Source organism: Chryseobacterium sp. Chry.R1 (assembly GCF_039645525.1).
Classification (GTDB): Bacteria; Bacteroidota; Bacteroidia; order Flavobacteriales; family Weeksellaceae; genus Chryseobacterium; species Chryseobacterium proteolyticum.
This window is the reverse complement of record NZ_CP151793.1, coordinates 804440-829949: the sequence shown is the minus strand read 5'-3', so window position 1 is coordinate 829949 and position 25510 is coordinate 804440. Positions and strand designations below refer to the sequence as shown.

The window sequence follows — 25510 nt, the reverse complement described above, 5'->3', positions numbered from 1 at the left end:
CAAATGAAAAGCATGGATTCATGCTTTTCATTCCGGTGTAAAAATGTACAGTATTTTTATTTCTCACAATGTTTCGTTTATGCCGGCGTGAAACTTTTGAGATGTCCTCTTTTTTACATCTATAATTTAATATGGTAAAAAACACTTCCGGAACCCGTTCTATACAACCGATATTCTGGATCTCGTCATTATATTTTGCAATGGGAGTACCTTTTGTAACCATTAATGCTGTTTCCGGAATTATGTATAAGGATATGGGTGTTTCGGACTCAAAGATTGCTTTCTGGACAGCTCTCATTTTATTTTCATGGACATTAAAACCATTGTGGAGCCCTTTCCTTGAAATTTATAAGACAAAAAAGTTCTTTGTAGTTTTTACCCAGTTTGCCATAGGAATTCTTTTTGCGCTAATTGCGTTAAGTCTGCCTATGCCAGATTTTTTTAAGTACAGCATTGCCCTCTTTGCTGTAGTCGCCTTTTGCGGAGCAACACATGATATCGCAGCGGACGGAACTTATATTAATTTTCTTACCAATAAAGAACAGGCAAAATATATAGGATGGCAAGGTGCATTTTATAATCTGGCCAAAATTATCAGCAGTGGAGTCCTCGTTTATTTTGCAGGCGTTTTGGAAAAAACCAAAGGCGTTACGCATGCCTGGATGATCATTATGGGAGTATACGCCCTGCTATTTTTTATTCTTGCCGTCTATCATTATTCTGTTTTACCCAACGAAAACAAGCTTGAAAAGCAAAAGAACGGAAAAACGGCCGGCAATGTCCGACAGGAACTTCTGGAAGTCATCACTTCTTTTTTCAAAAAACGAAATATACTCTGGTCGGTATTATTTATTATTTTATATCGTTTTGCAGAGGGATTTGCTATCAAAATTGCGCCCTTATTTTTCAAAGCACCAAGAACCTCCGGAGGCTTGGGGTTATCTACTTCTGATATAGGGCTTATTTACGGGACCTATGGTTCTGCAGCATTTATTTTAGGGTCGGTGCTGGCTGGATACTTTATTTCAGCCCGGGGCCTTAAAAGATCACTGATCTGGTTATGCTGCGCATTTAATATTCCATTTGTTGTGTATGCTTTATTGGCTCACTATCAGCCGGATACATTGCTTCCTGTAAGTGTCGCAGTTGTTGTGGAATACTTTGGTTACGGGTTCGGTTTCGTGGGACTTATGTTGTATATGATGCAGCAGATTGCACCGGGTAAACATAAAACAGCCCATTATGCATTTGCAACAGGGATCATGAATCTTGGAGTTATGATTCCCGGCATGTTCAGTGGAATGATCAGTGACTGGATAGGATACAAAATGTTTTTCGTATGGGTTTTGATCGCTACGATTCCGGCATTTTTGGTCACTTTAGTAGCACCGTTTCCTTATCCGGAAAAACAAAAAGAACAATAATTCTATTATTAAATAATTTTAAATAAAAGTAAAAAATACTTTATGACATCTCAATCAGCAATGATCCCTTGGCAGGATCGTCCGGCAGATCGTCACGATATAATGTGGCGTTTCTCTGAAAATCCAATTATCAACAGATATGCAATACCAACATCGAACAGTATATTCAATAGCGCGGTAGTCCCTTTTGAAGATGGATTTGCCGGTGTTTTCAGATGTGATAACAAATCTGTACAAATGAATATTTTTGCTGGTTTCAGTAAGGATGGCATCAATTGGGATATCAACCACGATCCAATTGAAATGAAAGCAGGAAATACAGAAATGATCGAATCTGATTATAAATATGATCCGCGTGTCACTTTTATAGAAGATCGTTACTGGATCACATGGTGCAACGGATATAACGGACCTACGATCGGAATAGGGTATACCTTTGATTTTAAAGAATTTTTCCAGTGTGAAAATGCCTTTTTGCCTTTTAACAGAAATGGAGTTCTTTTCCCTGAAAAGATTGATGGAAAATATGCGATGTTGAGCCGTCCCAGTGATAACGGACATACGCCTTTCGGAGATATCTATATCAGCTATAGTCCTGATATGAAATATTGGGGAGAGCATCGTTGCGTAATGAAAGTAGCTCCATTTGAAGAAAGTGCATGGCAATGTACCAAGATCGGAGGCGGCCCGGTTCCGATAAGAACGGAAGAAGGATGGTTGCTGTTTTATCATGGGGTGATCAATACATGTAATGGTTTCCGCTATTCCATGGGAGCTGCATTGCTTGACCTTGAAAATCCTTCAAAAGTATTGTACAGAACAAAACCTTATCTATTGGCTCCCGCAGAGCTATATGAGCTTACGGGAGATGTTCCGAATGTGATTTTTCCTTGTGCGGCATTATCAGAAGGAGACAAAGTTACGGTATATTATGGAGCTGCTGATACGGTGGTTTCCATTGCATTCGGATATATTTCAGAAATCATTGATTTCATGAAAAAAAATTCTCTTTAAATTAGATAAGATTAAAACCATAAGGAAAAGCGTCATTTTCTCGCTTTTAAAATAAAATTTTCATTTTTTTGTGTAGTCTTAAAAATGTTCAAGATCTCTCCGTTATGAAAAAGGAACTGTTTATTTATTTTTTTGTTGTCCTGTTTGTTCAATCTGTTAACGCCCAACGTAGAGACGATGTGCTTTCATGGGTAGATCCGTTTATCGGAACCGGAGGGCACGGGCATACGTTTCCGGGAGCTACAACACCTTTCGGGATGATACAGCTGAGTCCGGATCAGAATACCAAAAGTGGTGACTGGGACTGGTGTTCAGGGTATCATTACAGCAGTAAAACGATTATGGGGTTCAGTCATAATCACCTTAGTGGAACAGGCTGGGCCGATCTCGGAGATATTTTAGTGATGCCAACAACGGGAAAAATAAAGATGCTGCCAGGGTCAGAAGAAAATCCTGATAGCGGTTACCGTTCCAAATTCAGTCATGAAAGAGAAACTGCTGCTCCGGGGTATTATTCTGTAATGCTTGACAGCTATGGAATAAAAGCTGAACTGACGGCTTCTCCACGGGTAGGGTTTCATAAATATACATTTCCAAAAAGCGAAGAGGCTAATGTAATCATAGATCCTACCAACAAAATCTTCGGAAATATTTATCATACACTGGTAAGAATCCAGGGAAACAATAAGATTTCCGGTTATTGCTATAGTAATGGCTGGGGTGGTAAAAGATTTGCTTATTTTGTAATGGAGTTTTCAAAACCGTTTAAATCATACGGAACCTATTCTGAAGGTAAAATAACTGAAAATGAAAGGTTTGCGCTGGCTAAAGATGCAAAAGCTTTTGTAAGATTTTCTACACAGGAAAATGAAAGCATTGAAGTAAAAGTCTCTTTATCCCCGGTAAGTACAGAAGGAGCACAGGAGAATTTTGATGCAGAAGCAAAGAATGTTGATTTTGCTCAAGCTAAAGAAACTGCCCAAAAAACATGGAGAGACCTGATCAACAGATTCCAGATCACAGGCGGAACCGATGACCAGAGAAAAATATTTTATACTGGTGTTTACCATACTTTCATTGCTCCGAATCTTTATATGGATACCAATGGAGATTATGTGGCTGCCCAGGAAAATATGAATACCAAATGGTTCACCAATTATAGCACATATTCTTATTGGGATGGCTTCAGAGCAACACATCCGTTGCTTACCATTATGGATCAGAAACACACCAAAGAATTTGCAAACTCATTGATCAGCAGGTATACAGATCGCAAGGATCACATGCCAATCTGGGAACTTTGTGGATATGACAATTTCTGTATGTTGGGCTACCATAGTGTTTCGGTTATTTGGGATGCTATTTCTAAAGGTGTACCGGGAATTGATCATGAGAAGGCGTTCGCTGCGATGAAAGATGCTTCCTTAACGGATAAAATGAGCAGCAGCGATGGCGGTGGAGGTCTTAACGATTACATTAAATTAGGGTATACTCCTTCAGAAAACGGAGCTTCTGTATCCGCCACCCTGGAATATGCCTATGATGATTGGTGCATCCAGCAATTGGCTGAAAAATTAGGAAAAAAAGAAGATGCAGAAGTATATAAAAAACGCTCAATGAATTTTCTTAATACTTTCAATAAAGAAAATAATCACTTCTGGCCTAAGCAAAAAAACGGACAATTTCTGGCTGATTTCCCTTTAAACGACTGGAAAAAGCTTCAGCCGCACTGGGTATCAGGAAACATCTGGGCATATGATTTCTTTGCTCCTCACCAGATCGATGAAATGATGAATCTTTATGGTGGAAAAAAGGGATTTGAAGAAAAATTAGATAGAACATTTACAGAAACCCTTAAAATGGAAGGGGAACAACATGTTGATATTTCAGGATTTATCGGATCTCTTGGATTTGGAGATGAACCGGGACACCATGTTCCTTATCTTTACAATTATGCAGGAGCTCCCTACAAAACCCAGAAAATGATCAAATTTATCCGTGACAATATGTACGCAGCAAAGCCAGACGGGATTGTAAATAATGAAGATTGCGGACAGATGTCTGCATGGTATATTTTCTCTTCTTTAGGTTTTTATCCCGTTACTCCGGGAAAACCTGTGTATGCGATCGGAGCACCACAATTCCCAAAAGCTTCCTTAAAGCTGGAGAACGGAAAAACATTTACTGTGATCGCAGAGAAAATATCGGATAAAAATATTTACGTTCAGAAAATGTTTTTGAATGGTAAAGAATTTAAAAGCTGGGAATTGAATCACAGTGATATTATGAATGGGGGTGAACTGAAATTTGTGATGGGAAGTAAGCCCGTAAAATAGAATTAATAAACAATAACGAAATATAAGTATCAATGGAAAGGAGAAAATTTATTAAAACAAGTGCACTGGCAGGAGCCGGATTATTATTTGCGCAGAATGCTTTTGCAAAAGGGCTAAGCGTAGAAGAATTCCCTGTTGTCCGTGTTCCTAAAGATAAAAGGCATTTTACCAGTGAAGCGGTAGAAAATGCTATCTCAGCCTTTAAAAAGAAAGTGAAAAATAAAGAATTGACCTGGCTTTTTGAAAATTGCTTTCCCAATACATTAGATACAACGGTTTTCTATACAGAAAACAACGGAACACCGGATACTTATGTTATCACTGGAGATATAGATGCCATGTGGCTTCGCGACAGTTCTGCACAGGTTTTTCCTTACTTGCAGTTTTCAAAAAAAGATGAAAAGCTGCACAAATTGATATCAGGAGTAATCCATAAACAGACCCAGTTTATTCTGAAGGATCCTTATGCGAATGCATTTTATAATGATGATCAAAAGATAAGTAAGTGGAAAGAGTACGATCATACGGATATGAAACCCGGTATCCACGAAAGAAAATGGGAAATAGATTCACTCTGCTATCCAATCCGCCTTGCGTATCATTTCTGGAAAACGACCGGAGATACAAAACCTTTTGATAATAACTGGCTGCAAGGAATTAAGCTGACTCTGAAAACTTTTATTGAACAGCAGAGAAAAACAGGTTTAGGACCTTATCAGTTTGAAAGGACAACAGCCTGGGCTACCGATGGAATCCCAATGGGAGGATATGGATATCCTACAAAACCTGTTGGTCTTATCAGCTCCATGTTCCGACCAAGTGATGATGCTACCATTTATGCATTCCTTATACCTTCCAATTTATTTGCTGTGGTAAGTTTACGCCAGGCAGCAGAAATGGTTTCGCAGATCAAAAATGAAAAGGAACTGGCAAAACAATTAACGAGTCTTGCTGATGAGGTAGATGCTGCCATAAAGAAATATGGAATCTATGATCACCCGCAGTATGGAAAAATATATGCTTTTGAAACGAATGGTTTTGGTAGCTATAACCTAATGGATGATGCCAATTGTCCAAGCTTGTTGGGATTGCCTTATCTGGATGCTGTAAAAGCTGATGATCCTGTTTATCTTAATACCCGGAAATATGTATGGTCACAGGATAATCCTTTCTTTTTCAAGGGTAAGCTGGCAGAAGGAATCGGGGGGCCTCACATTGGTTTGGATATGATCTGGCCGATGAGTATCATTATGAAAGCACTAACAACCAAAGATAAAAGCGAGATCCGCTGGTGCATAGACACTTTACAGAAAACCCATGGAGGAACAGGTTTTATGCATGAGTCCTTCCATAAAGATAATGATAAGAAATTTACCAGAGAATGGTTTGCCTGGTCCAATACATTATTCGGAGAATTGTTATGGAAAACCTATAATGAAAATCCGGAACTGCTGGGATAAATTCAAAATTTAATAATCAAATTCAACACAAATAAAAAAAATTAAAAGATGGAAAATACTAAAATTTTTACCCCCGTAGAGCTTACCTTTTTGAATGATGTTCCAAGAAGCAATAAGGTAAACGTTCCCTACATCGTCGTAGATAACTTTCCGAAGCTTGGGATGCTTTCGGCATTCCGGTTTCTGGAGTGGGTTCACAAGAATCCAAAAGGAGTTATCAGTCTGCCAACAGGAAAGACTCCGGAATATTTTATTTACTGGACAAAGTATATTCTCGATCATTGGGAGGAAGAAAATGTAGTAAGGCTAAGGGAAAAGCATCAGTTGTTATTTGCTGATAAACCATCGCTGGCTGATCTTCATTTTGTCCAAATTGATGAGTTTTATCCCATAAAATCTTCACAAGCAAATAGTTTTTATCATTATGTAAACAAATATTACATTGAAGGGTTTGGGCTTAAAAAAGAAAATGCTTTACTAATTAATTGTGATGAAATCCCTTTGGCGGAAGGTAAAAGTTTTGAAGAAGTTTTCCCGGACAGCAAAGTAAATCTTGAACTAAGATATCGTGAAGCCCTGAACCCTCTTGAAAAATTACAAAAAGAATCTATTTTCCTCATTGATAACTGGTGTTCAGGATATGAACAAAAAATCCGTCAATTGGGAGGGATTGGCTTTTTCCTTGGGGGTATTGGTCCAGACGGACACATTGCTTTTAATATCAAAGGTTCGGATCCTTATTCTACGACAAGGCTGACTTCGACTAATTTTGAGACGCAGGCAGTTGCTGCGGGAGATCTGGGAGGAATTGAAATTTCAAAAGAGCGTCTTGTGATCACAATAGGTCTTGAAACCATTATTTATAACAAAGATGCTGTTGCTATTATTTTTGCAGCAGGTGAAGCGAAGGCTCCTATGATCAAAGATGCAATGGAACTTCCTCCTTCCAATTTATATCCGGCTTCTGTCCTTTCCCAACTTTCTAACGGACGGTTTTATCTTACACAAGGTGCGGCAAGTATGCTGAAAGACTACGTTGATAACTATTATCATTCTGGAAGCTGGTCCCAGGAAAAGACCGATAGAGCTGTAATGTCTCTGACCCAAAAGCTGAACAAATATGCAGAACATCTTTCGTTGGATGATCTGAAAGGGGATGATTATACAAAACTAATTCCGGATGTAAGCAATACTACGGTACAGCAAGTTATTACCTCTATTGAAAATAAAATAAAAACAGGAACAAAACCGCTCAGCAATGAAGTCTTTTATCATACCGGACCCCATCATGATGATATTTCTTTAGGATTGTTACCATATATTCATTATCAGTCCCGTAATGAGACCAATTCTTCTCACTATTCAGTTCTTACCTCCGGATTTACTGCTGTTACCAATAAGTTTTTAATAAAAATCCTTCGCGATACGCTTTCTTTTATCGGAAGAGAAGAAGTTGAAATGCTCAATTATCCCGATTTTTTTGAAAACGGATATAAAAATAAAAAAGACAAAGATGTATATCATTATCTGATCAATATTGCCTCCGGAAATGAAGAAGAGCGGGCGAGAGCTGTTTCCCATAGAATGGTGAGGAATATTGTTGAACTCTGGAATCTGAAAAGCAAGTCTGGATTACGCGAAAAGATCAGGGAGATCATAGACACGGTTAACTCCAGCTATGACGGACAAAACCCTGAACCGAAAATTCAGATTTTAAAAGGGATGATCCGTGAATACGAGGAAGAGCTTGTATGGGCACATTTTGGGGTGAGAACAAAAAACGTAAGCCATCTGAGGCTCGGCTTTTATACGGGAGCCATTTTTACGGAAAAACCAAAAAGAGAACGAGATGTTCTTCCTATTTTACAACAGTTAAAAGAAATTAACCCTACAGTTATAAGTTTAGCTTTTGACCCTGAAGGAAGTGGCCCTGATACTCATTACAAAGTTTTGCAGGCTATCGCTGAAGCGGTAAGAGAATGGGGCAAAGAAAAAGATCTTTCCGGTCTTAAAATCTGGGGTTACAGAAATGTATGGTATCAGTTTAATGCTGCAGACGTCAGCCATATATTCCCCGTATCACTTAATGCCATGAGCACAATGGATGAGAGCTTTACCAACAGCTATCTGAGCCAGGTAGATGCATCCTTTCCAAGTTACCGTTACAATGGGAAGTTCAGCCATCTGTCAATACAAACCTGGGTAGAACAGCTCAAAGCGGTTCAGCTGGTATTAGGGAAACCCTATTTTTATGATAACGAGAGTCCGAGGCTGAGGGCAACCCACGGATTATTATTCTTTAAAGAAATGAATGTAGAAGAATTCCTTCAATCTGCGAGGGAGCTGGAGAAGTCAACGGAAGGAGCCTTCTGACCCATTGTTATACCTCCGGATTTATAAACCAGGTCAAAAACGAAATAATTATACTATGAAAGGAAAATCTATTCTTATTGCATTGGTCTTATTAATAGGGCAGGCAACATCTTTATTACGGGCACAGCTTAATCCTTTGGGGATATGCTATGTGGAGGTTAATAACAGCAATATTCTGAACGCAGGGTCATATACTTTGCAAAACAGTAACAAACAACTTTTTGACGTTGCTATTATCTTCGCGGCCAACATCAATTATGATGTTTCCAAAAGCCGGGCTTATATTTCCAACAATAATAATGTGACAAAAGTATTAAACGATGTCGACACTTATGTAAGGCCTCTACAGCAAAAAGGAATCAAAGTATTATTAGATATCCTGGGGAATCATCAGGGGGCGGGTATCTGTAACTTTCCGAACCGGGAAGCGGCTCGTGATTTTGCTTTGCAGATAGCCCATACCGTATATACCTATGGCCTGGATGGAGTTGATCTTGACGACGAATATGCAGATTATGGAAACAACGCTACCGGACAGCCGAATAGCAGTTCTTTTGTTATGTTATTACAGGAGTTGAAAGCTGCCATGCCGGATAAATTAATTACGTGGTATTACATTGGCCCGGCAACAACAAGGCAAGCTTATAATGGAGATAATGCCGGAAACTATATCAATTACGGATGGAACGCTTATTATGGCACTTATAATGCTCCTTCAATACCTCCTCTTGCCAATTCTAAAATTTCTGCGGCAGCAACCTGGATCCAGAATACTTCTGCTTCTACACTTTCTACTTTAGCAACGAGCACAAAGAATGACGGCTATGGAGTTTTTATGTGGTATGATCTTAAAGGAACCAATGCTGCCAGCTATCTGAGTACGGGATCTAACATTCTCTATAATGAGAACACACAACTTAGTGGCCAGCTGTATACCTGGACACAGGGAGCATCATGTGATCCACCATTAGGGCTTGAGGTGACCAATGTTGCAGGAACTTCAGCTAAATTAAACTGGACTTCAAACGGTTCTCAAACCTACAATATAGATTATAAGGCAGCCAATTCAACAACGTGGATTAATTTGGCAACCAATTACTCCGGAAATAATATCAATGTAAACAACCTGGCTTTAAGTACAGATTACGATTGGAGAATTCAGTCCAATTGTTCTTCTACGCTGAAGAGTACATATCTTTTTGCTCCAAGATTTAATTCCGGAAGCGGATGTGAAATTCCGGCAGGCCTTAAGTCGGAAAACTTCCTGGGAACGACAACAAAGCTGTCATGGAATGCCGGAAGTGCAACTTCTTATACCTTACAGTATAAAACAGCTGCCGCTACAACATGGACAACGATTCAGAATATTACAACCAATACATATAATCTGCAAAATTTAACTGAAAATACAAATTACGTTTGGAAAGTACAGGGAGTATGCAGTGCATCTACTGTAAGTGCATATTCTGCAGAAGCTTCATTTAACAGTGGTTTTGCGCCGGTTCAAAGTCCTGGACCAAGATCTCTTTCTTTTAACGGCAGTAGTCATTATCTCAATGCCGGCCAGTTTAATCTAAGTGGGAATGCACTCACTTTTGAAGGATGGGTGAAAGTAAATGCGTTTAAAACTGCTTTCCCTAATATTTCTTCAGTAATTGGGATTGAAGTAGGAGATAATAATTCTGCTATTCTGAGATTTGGGGATGCCGGTCTTGCAAACAATAAATTACAATTTATATTAAGTTTCGGCTCATCTCAGATTAAGCTGAACAGCAATACTGGATTGAATACCAACACGTGGTATCATATCGCTGCCACTTATGACGGAACGGCGATGAAAATTTATATTAACGGAACTCTTGATGCAAGTGCTGCAGCCACCGGAAACTTTACAGCCAATGGAATTCTTTATCTGGCAAGAAATTATGATAATTCAAGAACATTGAACGGTTTCCTTGATGAATTCCGGGTGTGGAAAAAAGCATTGACGGCTCAGGAAATTATGAATGACAAATGTAATATAGCTTCTAATAGTGCAGGGCTTGAGGCTAATTGGAAAATGGATGAGGGAAGTGGTAACGGAGCTTTAGACGCGACTTCGAATACACATTTTGCGACTCTTATTAATATGTCAAATGCCAACTGGACAACAGATGTACCTTGCAATATTTCATTATCAACAAAAGACAATGTTCTTGAAAAAGGAAATGATGTCTATCCAAACCCTGTTAAAAAGGGAAATGATATTCATTTTGTAATTAATGATCGTTCTGCTAGTGAAATATTCCTATATGATCTTTCAGGGAAGCTGATCAAAAAACAGAGTGTAGATAAAGATAAAATAACGATTAATACTCAAGCTTTATCGTCCGGAACATATATTTATAAAGTGGAATCAAAAAATGATCGCATTATATTTTCAGGAAAAATAATAGTGGAGTAAGTCTTTAAAAAATTAATAAAATTATACAGTTAGAATTTTAAATTTGGAATCTAAGATAGGCAGACAAGTGGCAGGAACATTTAAAAAATGAATTTAGGAATTATTGAATAATAATGATTTTGTTTTCTTGTTTGTCTGTTTTTAGATGATCAGATATATCTACTGGAATTAAAAAATAAGAAAATTATGCAAAATGCATTAGGTATAGACATTGGCGGATCGCATATTACAATGGCTCAGGTAGATCCTGAAAAGCATGAAATTATAGGGTCCACTTATATCAGGGAGCATGTTGACTCATTTGGCGGACGGGAAGATATTTTTTCCGCCTGGGTTTCTGCAATCGGAAAAGCTGTAGTAAATCTGAACAGGGAAGAACTCCTTATAGGCATTGCAATGCCGGGACCTTTTGATTATAAAAACGGGATTTCTCTGATGCAACAGGGAAAATTTATCGATATCTACCAAATAAATATCAAAGAAGAACTGGCCAGCAGGCTTTCTATATTAAATGAACAGATCCACTTTGTAAATGACGCTGCCGCATTTCTGGAGGGCGAAGTTTTCGGAGGTTGCGTCACTGAATATAACCGTGTATTTGGGATAACGCTGGGAACAGGATTAGGAACAACATTCTACAATGGTGAGACTTCAACAGATGAGGATTTGTGGAATTCTCCTTTTAAAGATTCCTTAGCTGAAGATTATCTTGCCACACGGTGGTTTGTTAAACGATATGCAGAATTAACAGGAGGCGAAATCTCAGGAACCAAAGAATTACTTGATAAGCCTAAAGACATCCAATCCCGGATATTTCAGGAATATGCAGATTCTTTCTCGGAATTTATTGTCAGATATGTATGGGATTACAAGCCGGAGGTCCTTGTAATAGGAGGAAACATTGCGAAAGCATATCCTTATTTTGAAGAAAGATTTAATGAGAATTTAGTAAAAAATAATATTAACTTGCCTGTTAAAATTTCGGCTATTTTTGAAGACGCTGCTATCTTAGGTGCTGCAAGCTATGCTTTGAAGAAGACCTTAATCAACTAATAAAATGATATAATGAAGTTTTTATTTTCAACTCTTTTTCTTCTGCTTAATGCGCTGATTTTTGGTCAGAATCCATCTCCTGCAGATTATGTTAATCCATTAATGGGAACCCAATCTAAGCCATCATTGTCTAACGGTAATACTTATCCTGCGATAGGGCTTCCATGGGGAATGAATATCTGGACTCCCCAAACAGGTAAAATGGGTGATGGATGGGCTTACACATATGATGCGGATAAGATCAGAGGATTTAAACAAACACATCAGCCCTCTCCATGGATGAATGATTATGGAGCATTTGCAATTATGCCGGGTGTCGGAAAACTCAGGTTTAAAGAAGAAGATCGTGCCAGCTGGTTCAGCCATAAAGCAGAAATTGCAAAACCATATTTTTATAGTGTTTATCTTGCTGATATTAATGTTACTACGGAGTTTACACCCACAGAAAGAGCCGCATTTTTCAAATTTGATTTCCCTAAAACGGATAGTGCTTATGTTGTAATTGACGCGCTGAATAAAGGTTCTTATATCAAAATTCTTCCGAAACAAAGGAAAATCATAGGATACACGACTAAGTATGCCAGAGGAAAATATGAGAATTTTAAAAACTATTTTATTGTTCAGTTTGATAAAGACTTTGATGTAACGACAACATGGAAAGATGATCGGTTGGTAAATGATCAATTGGAAATTACCAGCGATCACACAGGAGCTATAGTTGGATTTAAGTTAAAAAATAAAGAATCGGTTTATGCAAAGGTAGCTTCATCATTTATCAGTTTCGAACAGGCAGAAATTAACCTTAAAAGGGAAATTGCCGGCCGCAGTTTTGAGCAGGTAAAAGATAACGCGAAAGAGATATGGAACAAGACACTTGGAAAGATTGAAGTAAAGGGAGGAACAGATCAGCAAATGAGAACCTTTTATTCCTCTTTATACAGAACCTTATTTTTCCCACAAAAATTATATGAGATCGATGCTCAGAATAAAGTGAAGCACTGGAGTCCGTACAACAGTAAAATATTGGATGGGAAAATGTTTGCCGGAACCGGGTTTTGGGATACATTCCGTGCATTATACCCATTTCTGAATCTCGTATATCCAAGTATGAACATAGAGATGCAGGAAGGCCTTGCCAATGCTTACAAAGAAGGAGGTTTTCTGCCAGAGTGGAGCAGTCCCGGCTATTCTGATATTATGATCGGGAACAATTCTGCTTCCGTTGTTGCTGATGCTTACATTAAAGGATTGCGTGGATATGATATTGAAACCTTATGGCAGGCCGTAAAACACGGGGCGAATAATGAAGGTCCTATTGAGGCTGTCGGCCGTAAAGGGGTGGAATATTATAATACCCTGGGATATGTTCCATATGATGTGAAAATTAATGAGAATGCAGCCCGTACTTTAGAATATGCTTACGATGACTTTTCGATTTATCAGTTAGGAAAAGCTTTAGGGAAACCAGCGTCAGAAATTGATATCTACAAAAAAAGAGCCTACAACTATAAGAATATGTTCGATCCTGAAACAGGTCTTATGCGGGGTAAAAATAAAGACGGAAAATTTCAGTCACCTTTTAATCCTTTTAAATGGGGAGATGCCTTTACCGAAGGAAACAGCTGGCATTACACATGGTCGGTTTTCCAGGATATAGATGGCCTTGCAAAGCTGATGGGTGGTAAAAAGAAATTCGAAGCCAAACTGGATGAGGTATTTTCTCTTCCTCCTGTTTTTGATGATAGCTACTATGGAAGTGTGATCCATGAAATAAGGGAAATGCAGATCATGAATATGGGGCAGTATGCCCACGGTAACCAGCCTATACAGCATATGATCTACCTGTATAATTATGCCGGAGCACCATATAAAACCCAATATTGGGCAAGGCAGGTAATGGATAAACTTTATCAGGCGACACCGGACGGATATTGTGGGGATGAGGATAACGGGCAAACTTCTGCATGGTATGTTTTTTCTGCATTAGGATTTTATCCGGTAACACCCGCTACGGATCAATATGTTTTAGGGGCGCCGTTGTTTAAAGAAGTGACCGTACATCTGGAGAACGGTAAAAATATCGAAATAAAGGCTCCGGAGAATAGCAGTCAGAATTTTTACGTAAAATCTCTGAATGTAAACAATCAGCCTTACTCCAGAAACTGGTTGAGTCACAAAGACCTTCTGCAAGGTGCAGTTCTGGATTTCAAGATGAGCAATCAGCCGAATAAAGATAGAGGATCACAGGAAAAGGACTTTCCTTATTCGATGTCAAAAGAATAAATCATTTTAACAATAAACTTTAATAGCGATAATTATGAGTGCGGAAAAGAAAGAAATATTTGATAAAGTAGAAAAGATGCTAGGAGCTCAGGGCTTTAATCTTGTTGCAAAAGATGATACAAGACCGTGGGGTGGATTTTTTGTGATTGATGAAGCGCAGGCACAGGATTTTGCGAATCAATATTTTGACGGAATAGATGTGGAAAGCCTGAAGATCGGAGGAAAATTAAGTCCGAAAATTCTTCTGGTGGCGCCACAGGCAAGATTGAGCTGGCAGTATCACCACAGGAGAGCAGAAATCTGGCAGGTTGTTGAAGGAACAGTAGGTATAAAAAGAAGTAATACCGATGAAGAAGGTGAACTGCAGGAATACAAGCCAAAGGATCAGGTAAAACTTCAACAGGGAGAAAGACACCGATTGATCGGACTGGATGGCTGGGGTGTTGTAGCCGAGATCTGGCAGCATACGGATGCATCAAATCCATCGGATGAAGATGATATTGTAAGAGTACAGGATGATTTCGGAAGATAATTCCGGTAAGTATAATTGATCTCTGTCCGCCATTTTCCCAGAGAATGGCGGACAGTGTTTTTTAAGATTATTATAATGAAAATAAAGACTATATACTTTTGTATGAGTATGTTGTTCACGATCGTTACGAACGGACAAATACTCTCCTCACCCAATAATCAGTTTAAACTGAATTTTAAAATAGAAGGGGAGGGAACTCCATATTATTCATTAAATTATAAAGATAAAACGGTTTTAAAAGAAAGCCAGTTAGGATTTGTTTTAAAACCCTCTTATACCTATTTCTCCGATTTTAAAGTAGAGGGGATTGATTACTCATCGTCCAATAAAACCTGGAAGCCGGTTTGGGGACCCAATAAGGAAGTAGCTGATCATTACAATGAAATGCTTGTCCATTTAGTTCAAGATAAAACCGGCTGGAAACTGGATATCAGATTCAGGCTATTTGACGATGGTTTAGGTTTCCGGTATGAGTTTCCTGTCCAAAAGGATTTAAGACATTTTACCATAAGCAGTGAGAAAACAAGCTTTAATTTAGGAAAAGATTATAAGGCATTTTGGATCCCTGCCGATTATGATACGAACGAGTTTCCGGTAACTACATCAAATCTGTCCGAAATTTCAAAGCTGATCGATGAGGTACGGAAAGAACCTCTGGCAGCAAAAGCACCCAGTGCCAGTCTTGCTGTACAAACACCTTTGATGCTGAAATCAAAAGACGGAATTTATATTAATATTCATGAAGCAGCTCTTACCAATTTTGCTGCAATGACACTCAATCTTGATGAGAAGAATTTTATTCTTTCTTCCAATCTGACACCTGATAAAAACGGAGACAGGGGTTTTGTTCAAACAGGTTCTGTAAGTCCATGGCGAACTTTGATTATCAGCAGTGACGCAAGAGATATTTTGGCTTCCAACCTGATTGTTAATCTTAATGAGCCAAGCAAAATTGAGGATACTTCATGGATCAAGCCGACCAAATACATTGGAGTATGGTGGGAATATTTTACAGGAGGTGGATCTATCTGGGCTTATTCAGACGATCAGGATATCCGGATCGGGCAAACGGATTATAAAACCCTCAAGCCGAATGGCAGGCATGGCGCGAATACCAAGCATGTTAAAGAATACATTGATTTTGCTTCAGAAAACGGCTTTGATGCTGTTTTAGTGGAAGGATGGAATGAAGGATGGGAAGATAATCAGGCTTACAGAAAAGAACATATTTATAGCTTTACCAAAGCTTATCCTGATTTTGATGTAAAAGAACTGCAGGCTTATGCCAAAAGCAAAAATGTAAAGATTATTATGCATCACGAAACAACATCATCTGCGGTAGATTATGAAAGACAATTGATGGACGCATTTCAGTTTATGAAAGCCAATGGATATGATGCCGTAAAAACCGGATATGTAGGGCCAATTATCCCGCGGAGTGAATATCATGACAGCCAATGGATGGTTAACCATTACAACTACGTTGCTGAAATGGCTGCAAAATATCATATTATGGTAGATTCACATGAAGCAGTGCGGCCAACAGGTCTTTACAGGACTTACCCCAATTGGATTGCTCAGGAATCGGCACGCGGAACAGAATTTGAATCCTTCAATGGCAACCGTCCGGATCATACCACCATATTGCCATTCACAAGGCTAATAGGAGGCCCGATGGACTATACACCAGGGATATTCGAAGGAGATCTTTCGGTTTATGGAACTAATAAAGCAAAGTTGAGTACAACGCTTACCAAGCAATTAGCACTTTATGTTACAATGTACAGCCCGCTTCAGATGGCTGCAGATCTGATTGATAATTACAAAAAATATCCTGATGCTTTTCAGTTTATCAAAGACGTGGCAGTAGATTGGGATTCTTCATATATTCTTGAAGCTGAGCCGGGTGATTATATTACCATTGCAAGGAAAGCTAAAAATAAAGATGAATGGTTTGTAGGAAGTATTACTGATGAAAATCCAAGAGAAGCAACGGTAGATTTGTCATTTCTACCTAAAAACCAAAAATTTGAAGCGGTAATTTATAAAGACGGTAAAAATGCCAACTGGAAAAACAATCCTAAAAGTTATGAGATCTCCAGACAAATAGTGAGAACCAATACTAAGCTGAAAATCAAAGCGGCTCCCGGTGGGGGATTTGCGATGAGTATAAAGCCGGTAAAATAATAAAGAGTGATTGAAATCCCAAAATTAAGAATTTCAATCACTCTTTTTCATTTATAGAGAATTATGTATTTCCTCTAAGGTTTTTCCTTTGGTCTCAGGTACTTTTTTCCGTACAAACAAGAGTGCTGTGATAGCGATGGCCATGTATAACCAAAATGTAAAAGCATTACCAATAATTCCGACAAGAACCGGAAAAGTTTGGGAAACTAAAAAAACGGCTGACCACAGAAAGAAAGTAGCCACGGACATAGCGGTAGCTCGAGCCTTTGTTGGAAAGATTTCTGCAATAACCACAAATGCAAGAGGACCAAGGGACATGGCAAAACAAGCAATGTATCCAAGGATAGCGATAAGTATCAGATACCCCTTTTGTTCATTAAAAAAGGCAAAACCAATAATAAATAAACAAATAGCCATGCCGGAAATACCAAGAAGCAGTAACTTTTTTCGTCCCCATGTGTCTACATATTTTATGGCTACAAAAGTAAAAAGAACATTGATGATCCCCACGAGAACGGTTTGCATGAATGCAGAGTCTGAGCCGACTCCCGTTGCCTTGAAAATCTCAGGAGCATAATACATAATTGCATTGATGCCGGTAATTTGTGAGAATATAGCAAGGAAGATACCTATAGCCAATGCCCGTTTTAATTTGGGCTCCTTAAGCGCGCTGAAAGAAAGAGATTTTTCCTCTTTTAAAGCCCCCTTGATGGAATCCAGCTCCTGCCGTGCAGTCGTAGGATCATTGATGGTTTTCAGGATTGCTAATGCCTCAGTTTCTCTTTTTTGTCCGGCCAGCCAACGCGGGCTCTCAGGAACAGTGAAGAGCAACAGAATAAAGATAATGGCAGGAATAATTCCCGAACCGAACATCCATCGCCATCCTGTAGAAATATTCCAGCTTTCGTTATGAATGCCGGCAATATAGGCATTCACAAAATAGATAACCAGAATACCACTCACGATTCCCAGTTGGAATATGGATATCAGACGTCCTCTTATGGCTGCAGGAGCCATTTCTGAAATATACATCGGCGAGAGCATGGAAGCAATTCCGATACCCATTCCTCCTATCATCCGGAATACTACAAATATCCACAGATTAGGAGCCAGTGATGTTCCTATGGATGAAATAGTAAACAATAAACCCGAAAGCATTAATACTTTTTTACGACCGATACGATCACTTAATGTTCCTGAATACACAGCACCTATGATGCAGCCCAGCAGAGCACATGAAGCTACCCAGCCTGTCATCAGATCGGATAAATGATAATAAGTTCGCATAAAGCCAATGGCTCCGGAGATTACAGCGGTATCATAACCGAATAACAATCCGCCTACTGATGCTACAAGAGTTGCCTTAAGGATTGTAGAATGAAACGTTTGCTGCATAGAGGTTTATTTTATAACTTTTTGAGAAATCATCTGAGTACGTATGCTCGCTTTAATAGTCACACATTCTTTTCCTTCACTCTCTCCATATGGACTTATGGTATACAGTCCTACATGAGCCGGTACGATAAATGTTTCAGCATAATGAATCATATAAGGCTTAAAAAGATGTTCTGGGCTTTCCACAATAATTTCCCTTCCATCAACAAGGTTGAGTACATTTACCACACCTCCGGTATGATGAACTACTTTTTTAGTAAACCAATGTCTTCTTGTTTCAATAAATGATAATGCATCTAAACCTGTACGTTCTTCCCGCCAGCCATCTCCTTCAGCAATAGGTTCTGTAAGGTTTAGTATATTTTCTTTGGTCCATGAAGTGGTTCGATCCCATTGTATAACATTTTTACCATGTGCCAATGATATGGGACGCGGTTTGCCATCCAGTCCCATACGCCCCCAATCCCATAATTTAAAAGTAAAAATATAAGGAGTTGCACTGATTTCCAATACCACAGAATTCGCTCCCGAACAATGTACAGTGCCCGAAGGAATAGATACATGATCATGTTTGCGGACCGGCCATTTTTGTACATACTTCTCTGCGTCAAAAGGAACCTGATCATGTTGCGCAGCTTCCAGCTCCTTCATCATAAGCTGAGGGCCAATATTTTCTTTTAACCCCAAATAGACAAAAGCATCTTCTTTGGCATCCAGCATATAGTAACTTTCATCCTGTGTATAGGACATCCCGAACTTTTCTTTGATGTATTCCTTAAGTGGATGTACCTGTAGACTCAGATTACCACCTTCCATAGTGTCCAGAAAGTCAAAACGGATAGGAAACTCGTCCCCGAATCCCTCATATACTTCTTTTCCCAGCAAAGCTTCTGGCTGGAAAAAAACAAGATTGGAAGAAGGTATTTCTACAACTTGGTTTCCGAAACCCAATAAGAGACTATTCTCTTCAGGGACACAATCAAATCCCCAGGCGTAATTCGGAAGACTTCTGTCCAGATCACATACCTCTTTTAGCCATTGGCCTCCCCATGGGCCGGGATCAAAAAACGGGACAACCCTGAAAGGAGCGCTTACCGTTTGCTGAAATGCATCAAATAAAGCAACAGTACTTATCATTTTAGGTTGATGGGGTATGGTCGTATCCAGAAGAAACTGACACTTATTCAATATTTGTTTCTTATAATGGTCACTAACGCGCCAGTCTACAAAATAAGCATGTTTGTATTGATATGCAAAAGAATCAGTATAGTTGGTTCTGCCCAGATTGCAGGCTGTATCTTTTCGGAAACGCATTTGTATTTCCCATCGAGGCATATCTGCATACATGAAAAGGTCTGCCTCGTCTGCAATTATAGTGGCACCAGGGCCTATGATCACAGCACAATCACCGATTTCTGATAGAAGGCTTTTGAGATCTTTAATCTTTTTAAAATCAAAATAATCTTCCAGTTTTAGGGAGGATATATAACCAAATACAGGATCATCCGTTACATAAGGCAGTACCAGTGCTGCAATTTCTTTTTCCGGTTTCATGGCCTGAATGGTATTGATCACCAATTCCGGATTTAGGATCTCTTTCAATGAGCTGATGACCTCTTCCAGATAAACCCCCGGATAGCACTCAATCGCGATAACTCTAGGATTACTTTCTTTTATTTGTTCAGTAATATTCTGCCAACCTGAAAAACAAGAGTGGCCTTTGATTTCAATGACGGGATGTTTATTAAAGTTTGATTTCATCTTGTGCAATGTTTATCAGTCATATTATTTTATTGGTTGTTGATGAGATGGGCTATGCCCAATAGCGCAGCTGTGCCGGAGAATTTTCCTTCAGTAAGATGAACTTTTCCCCAGGGTGTCCATGAGTAAGTTTCAATATAATTCCGTAAATAGGGTATGATAGAAGAACTGCTGGCCATAATTCCACCGGTAAGCACCAGTATTTCCGGGTCATAAGCATGAATCAGATTAACAGCACATGCAGACCATGCCTGAAGGCTCTGATTCCTGATCTCTAATGCTTTTGTATTTCCTTCTTCAGCCAGAGTAAAGATTATTTCATAATCAACTACCGAAGAAGCTGGCAGATCTTCTGATTTACGCATGTTTGCGAGATTCCATGTTGAAGCTTCCGTTTCTACACAACCTTTATTGCCACAATTACATACATTTCCTTTATAGTTGATCACCGAATGTCCTCCAAGAATACCCGCTGTAAAATGTTTCCCCTTCAATAATTTTCCTTCTATGATAGCCGCGCTGCCTATTCCAGTTCCCAGTGTCATGAGAACTGCATTGTCATGATTTTGTGCATTACCATATATCCATTCTCCTACCAACGCACTCCTGGCATCATTCTCTATGAAAAAAGGAAGATTAAACATCTTCTGGCTCCATTCCTCTAAATCGATTTCAGGAGCATCTCCAAATTTCTTATCGATAGAAAGTACTTTTTTCCGGTGGCTGTCTACGATCCCGGGAGAAGCAATACCTAATCCACCCAGATCCGATAAAGAAAGTTGTTGGGGTTTTAATAAATTTTCTACAGCTTCCCGGATATAAGGAAGCCTGGATCTGAGACCATTTGTGGAATAGGCATCAATAGAGGTGGAATCCAGTAAAATGCCATCTTGCACAATGCCGATTTTAATCCTTGTACCTCCCATATCTATGGCAATAACCGGTTTCGACATGACTTTAATTAAGGAATAAGTTTAATTTCAATAACATCCATTCCTGATAAACTAAGTTTTTCGTCAGGTGTTATTGTTTTACCTGTTTTTACATCAATAAGCTGAGATGGTTTTAGCTTTTCCCAGGCAAATGTTGTTGTCTGTTCCCGCTCGTCTGGATTGTATAGTCTTATAATAAAGCTGTGATCTTCTTGTGGTGTTACACTTGTCACAACAATTTTGTCATTGCCAACTTTGAAAAGACTTCCGCCAACTTTGAATTTTTCATCGACAGAAACGGCAATAAGAGGTTGCGTAAAAGCAGACGCATACTTCTCATTGTCTACTGAATCAAATGATCCATGTGGACGTAGAGCATAGCGGTAATGCACAGGACCTTCCTGATCTGCTTTATAGTTGGTGTGCCAATAGTTGTTCATCGCATAGCTGAACCAATTGGTAGTGCCGGGAGCTCCTTTGTCTTTCCATTTTTTGTGGCTGTTATCAATAACCATTCTTTCGTCGATCATCTCAGTAGCTTCAATAAGGGGTGCTTCTAAAACCATCCATTGCATTCCCTTTTGTCCAAAAGAAGCATCTATCCATCGTCGGCTATACCAATAATCCATGTTGGAACCGGGAAGCTGATCAGTAAGATACCTCATGATACCATAACCTGCATCTACTGTTATGTTCTTGAACTCAGCATTGAAAGGAAAACCAAAATGAACCGATTCTTTGGTACGTATAGGTTTTTTATCCACAATATTTTCCAATCCTACTTCATCACTATCCGCAAACAAAGTAAGAATTCTTTCCAGTTTATTAGCACCCGGTGCTTCTGATATTAGAGAGATTTTGCTCATAACAGGTCCATTCTCTAATACTTTTACCTGCACATTCATATTGGATTGAGCTTCCTTTGGATCAGAACCAGGAACATACCAATAACTGTTTAACCCTTGGTTGTTAAAACTTCCTGCATAATTAATATTGTTGTTATCGGTAAACTGGGTAATGCTTCCAGTCTTATGATCCCAGGTCAAAACAACCTTTCCATTAGAAATACTATTGTTAGTAGCAGAAAAAGGCTTTGAGGAGGGCACTTTTGCTTTAATGATGGTGTAGTTTACTGACCCTAGTGGCGGAACATCTTTTGCGATGAATACCATAGTTCCGTCTTCCATCTTTTGTAAAGGAGCAGTATGACCTGATGCATCCTGGACGGCATTCCCCAATGATGTTCCCGGAATAATTACCGCACCACTTCGTAACCATGATGAGGTGTTGAAAACTGCAATGGTTTTGGATACAGGATTGGTTATAGGCTTTAGTAAATCAGCTTCCAGTTTGTTGGCCAAAGAACTTCCGTCAGTAGAAAACTGCTTTTTTACCTGCCATTGATCTTTAACGAACGGAAGGTCAGGAGCAGTAATACTGTTAAAGGCTCCCCAGGTATGCTCATGAAATAAAATGACATTTCTCCATGCTTCATAAAAATTTTGGCTGTTGTATTGAGTAGGATTGAGCATTGAGTACAGGGTGGTCAGCTGTTGTAGCTTAAGGCTGCTGTTTCGGTTAATCCCTTCTTCCCTGGCCGTAGACATTGCTCCGTCTTCCCAATGCGGACTGATATCTCCTTTTACTATTGGAAGCTGATCTCCATATTTCTTTTCAAAAACTTCAAACATCTTTTCATTCGTACTGAGAACAATTTTAGGCGAGATATATTTTTTATTCCACTCATCTACAAACTTTGATATTGAAGGATCTATAGGACCATTATCAGAAACAATATTAAAACGCCACTGTACCATATCATAAGGATAATTGGTTTTGGTAAGATCATCAAGATATTCGGCAATCTTTCTTTGCCCGTTTTCAAATACACCACCCGGATGGATGCCGTGCCATGAAGAATAACCTCTTCCGGCTGTCCAGAATAATATTTTTTCTTTACCCGAAGGCGATTGCCACCATACTGGTTTATCTCCCCAGTTTTTTACAAAATTTCCAACCCGGTCTCCAAGATATGGGTTGGTTTTTCCAAGATAATTGGGGCCACTGGAAAAATATTTTACTCCCGATGCAGTAAGTGCAGGAACCAATGACCAGGCAAAGCCGGGAACATCAGACATCATGGCACTGTTGATCTTTAATCCATATTCTTTTTCCAGCTTTTTCGCATATTCCGTATAATGGTATAATTCTTCGGGCTGACTAAGTCCCGTTAAAATATTACCATACATTGCTGAAAGACCTATATCTCCTTCTTTTACTGCTTTTACAAATAATTGTTTATCCTGAGGAGTGGCTTTTCGCATAAAGTTTTCTACATCCCATAGTGCTTCGACATTATATTTAAAACGAGCTTCTTCAGGTAAGTTCCGTGTTTTCTCAATCATTTTCAGGGCATCATATATATTTTGAGTATGAATCCTTTCCACTTCAGATTGTAAATGGGAATATCCTACATCTGTATGAGAATGATGTATGAAATATAAGGTGCGGGGAACGATAGCTCCAGCCTCAATGGTTTTACGGAGAAGTTCCTTATTACCGGAGGTAACTGATAACTGAACACTGCCTCCTTCAGGTGCAAGATCTACAGGAAGGTCAAATGTTTTAATACCATCCGGCATAGTAAAGGAGAAGGAATTCTTATTGTTTATTTTAGCCGTAATTTTTTGTTCAGGACCAAAGTGTAATGTAGTAAGGGTAATAAGACGTTTTCCATCTTTTAAAATGAAAGGAGTGGAGGAAGCATCCATTTTCTCCTGGAAGGTAAATTTGTATGTCATGAACCAGTCCCTGCTATCCTGAGCTTGTCCTACAAGTTTCAGACGTAAAGGTTTTCCCGGAGTTACTTTATTGGCAGGAACTCTGAGATACGCAATACCATAAGAATCTTTTAAGCCGTCCATTTTAGTCTGGTGGAATACAAATGCAGTACTGTCTGCTGCTTTGGAAATCCAGTCCGGATACTTATTTCCGGGATAAGTAGTGAGAGTAAGTGCTTTTTGATCGTTGATGTACAAGTCAAAATGGCGAATACCTCCACTGCTTCCCGAAGAATGGGAGACCAGCCAGTTAAAATATACATATTGCTTATTGCCTTTTTGTGGCACAGGAGCAGTTTCCCACTCAATTGCTTTTGCGCCATCCGTTGTGCGCGTAAGCAAAGCTCTCGTTGCATGATCCGGAAATGCAGAGAAATAATCAATATTCTCACCACTTATTTCCTTTTCATAACCGTTGGTAGACTGTATGTTACCAAAATAAGGAACTTTTTTTTGACTATAAACAAAATTGCCTGTCATCAGGAAGGACATCAGCAAAAGAAAATACTTGTACATGGACTTCATTTTTGGTTATATGTTAGAATGTTTGAACATATTAATGTCAAAAAAAATAAAACCTGCTAAGAAGATTTATTAATATCTATCGTATAGGTAAACTTATCAGAACGGTAGTATCCCACATTATATTCTACCGGCTTTCCATTGATATCATACACGAAACGCTCACGTTTCAGAACCGGAAAAGCAGCCGGTACTTTTAGTTTCTTTCCTATTACGGCTCCAGCCTGGCAGGCGCTTATATTTTCACGGGACCGGTGTACTATGACTCCATGATTCTCCTGCAACATGCTATACAATGGCATATCAAAATCATCATTTTTATCCAGGCCTATTCTTGGATGAAAATAGCTTTCAAAATAGACAATCGGATCACCGGAATTTTCTCCTTTTAATTTAGAAAGCTTAAATATTTTTTTATCTGGTGAACTGTTAAAAAAATGGCAGATTTCTTCATTAGGCTGTACTGTTTCTGTTTTTAACAATTGGTTAATTACATGAATACCTTTCTCCTGCATTTCTCTTGTAAAACTATACCAATGATCCAATCCTGTTGTAAGGCTTTTATTTTCAGCCACACGTGTTCCGACCCCTTTTTTCCGTACAATAAGACCTTCATGTTCCAGTTTATTGGTTGCCTGTCGGATGGTGTTCCGGGAAACTCCCCAAAGATTAGCCAGATCAACTTCCTTAGGTAAAAGAGCTCCTTTTTTATAAACTTCCATCTTGATAAGTTTACGGAAAAGTTCTTCTACCTGTACATGCAGAGGGAGTTTACTATGATGATCTATCGTGAAATCTTTGGTTGGTATGTTCATACATATTAGAAAGTGTAAATATATAAAATTTTTAATGTAAATAGATTTTTTAAGTATTTTTTTGTTCTTTGTTTGTAAAATGGCAAAATCGGAGATTTGCAAAATTGTCATTTAATGCCTTTAGCTCACCTTTGTCAACG

At 38.9% G+C, this 25510-nt stretch carries 15 protein-coding genes; 10 read left to right on the top strand and 5 right to left on the bottom strand.

From position 1 onward, the window contains the following. Window positions 1-131: 131 nt before the first annotated feature. The 10 genes from AAEU33_RS03850 (at window position 132) to AAEU33_RS03805 (ending at window position 17105) form a co-directional block, all read left to right on the top strand. Window positions 132-1424, top strand: coding sequence for an MFS transporter (locus AAEU33_RS03850; RefSeq protein ID WP_273650411.1), 1293 nt, complete (start codon window positions 132-134; stop codon window positions 1422-1424). Window positions 1425-1466: 42 nt separating this feature from the next. After that, entirely contained in the window at window positions 1467-2438 is a 972-nt protein-coding gene (locus AAEU33_RS03845; RefSeq protein WP_172282141.1) for a glycoside hydrolase family 130 protein, read from the top strand. 104 nt (window positions 2439-2542) lie between these two features. After that, window positions 2543-4774: a GH92 family glycosyl hydrolase gene (locus AAEU33_RS03840; RefSeq protein WP_345990983.1), complete on the top strand. Its 2232-nt coding sequence runs from the start codon at window positions 2543-2545 to the stop codon at window positions 4772-4774. 32 nt (window positions 4775-4806) lie between these two features. Then, window positions 4807-6234 (top strand): glycoside hydrolase family 125 protein, encoded by a 1428-nt coding sequence (locus AAEU33_RS03835; RefSeq protein WP_345990982.1) that lies wholly within the window; start codon window positions 4807-4809, stop codon window positions 6232-6234. Window positions 6235-6282: 48 nt separating this feature from the next. Beyond that, the gene (locus tag AAEU33_RS03830) at window positions 6283-8607 is read left to right on the top strand and encodes a glucosamine-6-phosphate isomerase (RefSeq protein WP_345990981.1); all 2325 of its coding nucleotides are present in this window, start codon (window positions 6283-6285) and stop codon (window positions 8605-8607) included. A 55-nt stretch (window positions 8608-8662) separates the two neighbouring features. Next, window positions 8663-11050 carry an endo-beta-N-acetylglucosaminidase H gene (locus AAEU33_RS03825; protein ID WP_345990980.1) on the top strand — a complete coding sequence of 796 codons (2388 nt, stop codon included), beginning with the start codon at window positions 8663-8665 and terminating at the stop codon, window positions 11048-11050. A 186-nt stretch (window positions 11051-11236) separates the two neighbouring features. Beyond that, on the top strand, window positions 11237-12103 hold the full coding sequence (locus AAEU33_RS03820; RefSeq protein ID WP_345990979.1) for an ROK family protein: 867 nt from the start codon (window positions 11237-11239) through the stop codon (window positions 12101-12103). A gap of 12 nt (window positions 12104-12115) precedes the next feature. After that, window positions 12116-14386, top strand: a complete 2271-nt coding sequence (locus tag AAEU33_RS03815; protein WP_345990978.1) for a GH92 family glycosyl hydrolase — start codon at window positions 12116-12118, stop codon at window positions 14384-14386. Window positions 14387-14420: 34 nt separating this feature from the next. Continuing rightward, window positions 14421-14918, top strand: coding sequence for a phosphoheptose isomerase (locus AAEU33_RS03810; protein ID WP_273650420.1), 498 nt, complete (start codon window positions 14421-14423; stop codon window positions 14916-14918). A 102-nt stretch (window positions 14919-15020) separates the two neighbouring features. Beyond that, on the top strand, window positions 15021-17105 hold the full coding sequence (locus tag AAEU33_RS03805; RefSeq protein ID WP_345990977.1) for a glycoside hydrolase family 97 protein: 2085 nt from the start codon (window positions 15021-15023) through the stop codon (window positions 17103-17105). A 51-nt stretch (window positions 17106-17156) separates the two neighbouring features. Here the strand turns inward: AAEU33_RS03805 and AAEU33_RS03800 are convergent, their stop codons facing one another. The 5 genes from AAEU33_RS03800 to AAEU33_RS03780 all read right to left on the bottom strand — a co-directional run bounded on the left by AAEU33_RS03800 (window position 17157) and on the right by AAEU33_RS03780 (window position 25370). After that, entirely contained in the window at window positions 17157-18500 is a 1344-nt protein-coding gene (locus tag AAEU33_RS03800) for a sugar porter family MFS transporter (protein WP_345990976.1), read from the bottom strand. A gap of 6 nt (window positions 18501-18506) precedes the next feature. Then, entirely contained in the window at window positions 18507-20261 is a 1755-nt protein-coding gene (locus AAEU33_RS03795) for a class I mannose-6-phosphate isomerase (RefSeq protein WP_345990975.1), read from the bottom strand. 29 nt (window positions 20262-20290) lie between these two features. Continuing rightward, window positions 20291-21214 carry an ROK family protein gene (locus AAEU33_RS03790; protein ID WP_345990974.1) on the bottom strand — a complete coding sequence of 308 codons (924 nt, stop codon included), beginning with the start codon at window positions 21212-21214 and terminating at the stop codon, window positions 20291-20293. Between the two features lie 8 nt (window positions 21215-21222). After that, complete coding sequence (locus AAEU33_RS03785; RefSeq protein WP_345990973.1) at window positions 21223-24549, bottom strand: glycoside hydrolase; 3327 nt, start codon at window positions 24547-24549, stop codon at window positions 21223-21225. 65 nt (window positions 24550-24614) lie between these two features. Then, window positions 24615-25370 carry a GntR family transcriptional regulator gene (locus tag AAEU33_RS03780; protein WP_172282165.1) on the bottom strand — a complete coding sequence of 252 codons (756 nt, stop codon included), beginning with the start codon at window positions 25368-25370 and terminating at the stop codon, window positions 24615-24617. Between the last annotated feature and the right edge of the window lie 140 nt (window positions 25371-25510).

What these genes read in the sequence shown, in the direction of transcription:
- AAEU33_RS03835 (WP_345990982.1), top strand. Translation starts at nt 4,807, where the DNA reads ATGGAAAGGAGAAAATTTATTAAAACAAGTGCACTGGCAGGAGCCGGA.
- AAEU33_RS03825 (WP_345990980.1), top strand. Translation starts at nt 8,663, where the DNA reads ATGAAAGGAAAATCTATTCTTATTGCATTGGTCTTATTAATAGGGCAG.
- AAEU33_RS03785 (WP_345990973.1), bottom strand. Translation starts at nt 24,549, where the DNA reads ATGTACAAGTATTTTCTTTTGCTGATGTCCTTCCTGATGACAGGCAAT.
- AAEU33_RS03780 (WP_172282165.1), bottom strand. Translation starts at nt 25,370, where the DNA reads ATGAACATACCAACCAAAGATTTCACGATAGATCATCATAGTAAACTC.
- AAEU33_RS03850 (WP_273650411.1), top strand. Translation starts at nt 132, where the DNA reads ATGGTAAAAAACACTTCCGGAACCCGTTCTATACAACCGATATTCTGG.
- AAEU33_RS03800 (WP_345990976.1), bottom strand. Translation starts at nt 18,500, where the DNA reads ATGCAGCAAACGTTTCATTCTACAATCCTTAAGGCAACTCTTGTAGCA.
- AAEU33_RS03845 (WP_172282141.1), top strand. Translation starts at nt 1,467, where the DNA reads ATGACATCTCAATCAGCAATGATCCCTTGGCAGGATCGTCCGGCAGAT.
- AAEU33_RS03820 (WP_345990979.1), top strand. Translation starts at nt 11,237, where the DNA reads ATGCAAAATGCATTAGGTATAGACATTGGCGGATCGCATATTACAATG.
- AAEU33_RS03790 (WP_345990974.1), bottom strand. Translation starts at nt 21,214, where the DNA reads ATGTCGAAACCGGTTATTGCCATAGATATGGGAGGTACAAGGATTAAA.
- AAEU33_RS03840 (WP_345990983.1), top strand. Translation starts at nt 2,543, where the DNA reads ATGAAAAAGGAACTGTTTATTTATTTTTTTGTTGTCCTGTTTGTTCAA.
- AAEU33_RS03830 (WP_345990981.1), top strand. Translation starts at nt 6,283, where the DNA reads ATGGAAAATACTAAAATTTTTACCCCCGTAGAGCTTACCTTTTTGAAT.
- AAEU33_RS03805 (WP_345990977.1), top strand. Translation starts at nt 15,021, where the DNA reads ATGAGTATGTTGTTCACGATCGTTACGAACGGACAAATACTCTCCTCA.
- AAEU33_RS03815 (WP_345990978.1), top strand. Translation starts at nt 12,116, where the DNA reads ATGAAGTTTTTATTTTCAACTCTTTTTCTTCTGCTTAATGCGCTGATT.
- AAEU33_RS03810 (WP_273650420.1), top strand. Translation starts at nt 14,421, where the DNA reads ATGAGTGCGGAAAAGAAAGAAATATTTGATAAAGTAGAAAAGATGCTA.
- AAEU33_RS03795 (WP_345990975.1), bottom strand. Translation starts at nt 20,261, where the DNA reads ATGAAATCAAACTTTAATAAACATCCCGTCATTGAAATCAAAGGCCAC.